This is a genomic window from Chitinophaga sp. (assembly GCF_036566945.1).
In the GTDB taxonomy this organism is placed as follows: Bacteria; Bacteroidota; Bacteroidia; order Chitinophagales; family Chitinophagaceae; genus Chitinophaga.
The window spans coordinates 1-3,198 of sequence record NZ_DATCVJ010000333.1; the positions used below are offsets into that span (position 1 = coordinate 1).

The following is a 3,198-nucleotide window of genomic DNA, read 5'->3' on the forward strand; positions in this document are numbered from 1 at the left end:
TCATTGGTTAATGGATTATGCTTACAGGATAAATATTGGTGTGGAACCATTTTTAATGGTAGGCATGTTACTCCTGTTATTGGTAGCTACCATCATTTTCTGGATGACAAGAAAATTGGCTATCAACAATCCGGTAAAGAGTCTTAGAACAGAATAAAGGTTATTTTAGTAGTCGTTTATAACTGCTGCTACAATGACTACCCAGATTATTTTTGTGCTTATTCTCACCTTGCTGATCAACCTGATTACTACCTTATCTTATGCTGTAAGAATAGTGGGAGTGAGGACGGGAAGAATAGCGATTACTTTTTCCTTGTTTAACATCCTGGTATTATTATCAAGGACGGCTAATACTTTACAGGCGCCTTTATTGGCTAAAACTGTTGAGCAGGATCTACAGTTACAGGTAGCTTCCAATACGCTCATATTCAGGTACATTATTTTATCCTGTACGGTAGGTTCTGTTTTAGGTGCATTTCTTATACCCACTTTTCAGCGGTTGTTATCGAGGGCGGTCGTGCATTTCAGTGTGCATAAGTCTATACCCAAGCTATTTTATCTGGGCCTTTCCGGTGCAGGGATGCAGTTTGTGAAAGAAAATCTGAAAATGCCTGCTAAGGAGCATTTGTTGGAGCTCAGGGTAAAAGAGCGTTTTCCATGGCGTATTTTTTTCTATAACCTGTTGGCTACTGCAATTATTACCATTGCGGTATTATCCTGTGTATATGCGGCGTATTTGAATCCGGAGTATAGAACCACAGCGAGTAATCTTTCTGGTGTTATCAATGGACTGGCAACGGTATTAATGGCGTTATTTATAGATCCACATTTATCTATACTTACGGATGAAGTGGTGTTAGGTAAGGTGGCAGAAAGCTCTTTCCGGAAATACATTTCTTATATGGTTATTGCCAGGATAGGGGGAACATTGTTGGCGCAGGCGCTCTTCCTGCCTTGTGCGCAGTTGATAGCACTGTTGGCGGAGAAAGTATAACAGTGGCTTGTTTTCGTAGGAGTAAAATCTAATGCAAAATCTGTTTGGAATTGATTAACATTTTTTTGCCACTTTTTTTGCTTTTTGAGATATGTTTGTTACACCCAGAAAATTCTTTGTCATTGTTGGTTACCCCCATACAGGCAAAGGAAAAACGACCCAGCAAATCTTTGGGAGGAAAATGTTTTTTCCTTTCAAACAGCCTATTAAGGCGGCTTCTTTCGGAGAGGATCAGTTTGTGATTATCTTCTCCCGTTATCACAATTCTGATGATAACCTGATGCATATTAAGACCATCATCGAGTTCCACAGGGAATCGGAGACATCTTTTTTTGTGGTCATGAATTTGGTGCCGGGCAACAGTGTCCGGGACGTGCAAAGCATACTGGAATATTTTAGCCAGTCGGGCTTTGAGATTCATTACCTGGTACTCAGCAGCAGCTGGTACGACAAGAAGATGATTAGTGCTGCCGATATGGAGCTATTTGAAGAAACGGCCGAAAATGCCACGGTTCATCTGTTAGATCGGGTGGTGACGAAATCTTCCCAACGGTTTAATGAAAGAATTGAGGAAGTAAAAGATACCGTGGTGAAGGTGCTCAAAAAGAAGCGGGGGTATTTTTGATGGAATGTCTGATGATGCTTTGTCCTTTCGTCCGGAAGGGAGGGAGCATCGTTGGTATTGCGGAAGTTTGTTTGGCAATGGGCGGTTGTAACGCGACTGTATTGCTGGAAGGGAGCCTGTTGCCCGGCAACAGGAGAAGTAGCAGGTCCGGTTATCATGGTTTCCTGATGTGGCAATTTATTGCCGGTATTCAGGGAGGACAACTTTGATGAACAGCAGCGTTTCGTTATTAGTTATGTTGTCATAGGGAGATGAACGCTTCAATGTCCCCTCATGTGCTCCCGGATCCGGGAGTTAAGGACGCCCGTAGTAAGACCATCGGAGATGGCCTTACTACGGGAAGGGCTTATTTAACGGAGTACAAATTGCTTTGTACTGCGGATGGGATTACCTGACTTATAAGAAGAATAATGATGCTTATATTTGCCAATGGATTCAAGTTTGATTTTAGCCACTATTAACTATTTCAAGGCAGTTTGATATTTCAGATATCCGGTATCTATAAAGCATTTGAATATGTTCAAGGTGCAGTCTTTCCCGCCACACAGGTTATTGCAGGATTATATACATGCTCACCTAATCCTGGAAAGTGATTTCCGGGAGGAAGGTAGCCGGAAGATGACCATATTGCCGCACATTATCCAAAGCCTGGTATTTAATTTAGGCCCGCCGGATAAGGTTTATGATGTTACCAATAAGAAGTATGTAGCAGCAAACAGTATTACAGGCCCCAATGATATGGTCTGTGAACGCTGTATTTATGCCGGGATGAAAAACCTGGTGATAAATTTTAAACCAGGCGGTTGGTTTAAACTCTTCCATATTCCGGCAACAAACTTCACAAATAAGAGCGTTGATCTGTCGGTTATTGGCGGTTCTCAAATGCATGAATTAGGGGAGCACCTAAGGGAATGCAGTAGCGGAGAACAACAGGTGGCTATCCTGGAAGCATTTCTTATTGGCCAGTTGTTAACCGAAAAAAAATATTCGATAAGTCTGAATGAAACGATACGGCTGATATATGCGGCGGATGGCAATATTACTATCCGGCAATTGGAATCGGCAGCATATCTTACTAAACGTACTTTAGAAAGAAATTTCCTGGAACAAACAGGGCTTCACCTGAAAACATTTTGTCGCATTGTGCGTTTCCGGCGAACGATTGAATATATGGAAAAAGAAAAAAAAATTCAATGGTGTTTATTAGCTAACCGGTTCGGGTATAGCGACCAAACTCATTTTATCAATGAGTTCAGGCATTTCGCGGGATGTTTACCACATGAATATTCTGGTTTCCGCAGTAGCCTGGAGCTGGCGTTGGGAGTTTAAATTTTGTCACTTTTATCCGATAGTCACTTTTTTTATTTTCCTAAATTAGCATCATCTGTAATTCCCCGTATTAATGCGGTTAAGCAATGATAACATTGGTTGACGAATTAGCCGTATTAATTATGTCGAAAATACATCTCCTGATATTTTTGACCATTCCCCGAAATTCCTGCTATCCTTTAATGTTGGTTTATTGAACGTCTGCTATGAGCATTGGCAGATGTAACAAGTAAGTATTGTGCATTCACCA

4 protein-coding genes are annotated in these 3,198 nt (G+C 41.3%); all 4 read left to right on the forward strand.

Going from position 1 to position 3,198, the window contains the following annotated elements; translation table 11 throughout:
- Positions 1-193: 193 nt before the first annotated feature.
- The 4 genes from VIP81_RS09835 to VIP81_RS09850 all read left to right on the forward strand — a co-directional run bounded on the left by VIP81_RS09835 (position 194) and on the right by VIP81_RS09850 (position 2,948).
- Positions 194-994 carry a lipid II flippase Amj family protein gene (locus tag VIP81_RS09835; protein WP_331959200.1) on the forward strand — a complete coding sequence of 267 codons (801 nt, stop codon included), beginning with the start codon at positions 194-196 and terminating at the stop codon, positions 992-994.
- A 181-nt stretch (positions 995-1,175) separates the two neighbouring features.
- Positions 1,176-1,619 carry a hypothetical protein gene (locus VIP81_RS09840; protein WP_331959203.1) on the forward strand — a complete coding sequence of 148 codons (444 nt, stop codon included), beginning with the start codon at positions 1,176-1,178 and terminating at the stop codon, positions 1,617-1,619.
- Positions 1,616-1,828, forward strand: a complete 213-nt coding sequence (locus VIP81_RS09845) for a hypothetical protein (RefSeq protein ID WP_331959206.1) — start codon at positions 1,616-1,618, stop codon at positions 1,826-1,828. Before VIP81_RS09840 ends, VIP81_RS09845 begins: the two co-directional genes overlap by 4 nt.
- A 307-nt stretch (positions 1,829-2,135) precedes the next feature.
- Entirely contained in the window at positions 2,136-2,948 is an 813-nt protein-coding gene (locus VIP81_RS09850) for an AraC family transcriptional regulator (RefSeq protein ID WP_331959209.1), read from the forward strand.
- The last annotated feature ends 250 nt before the right edge of the window (positions 2,949-3,198 follow it).

Coding starts and splice junctions, on each gene's coding strand:
- VIP81_RS09835 (WP_331959200.1), top strand. CDS start 194: ATGACTACCCAGATTATTTTTGTGCTTATTCTCACCTTGCTGATCAAC.
- VIP81_RS09840 (WP_331959203.1), top strand. CDS start 1,176: ATGTTTTTTCCTTTCAAACAGCCTATTAAGGCGGCTTCTTTCGGAGAG.
- VIP81_RS09850 (WP_331959209.1), top strand. CDS start 2,136: ATGTTCAAGGTGCAGTCTTTCCCGCCACACAGGTTATTGCAGGATTAT.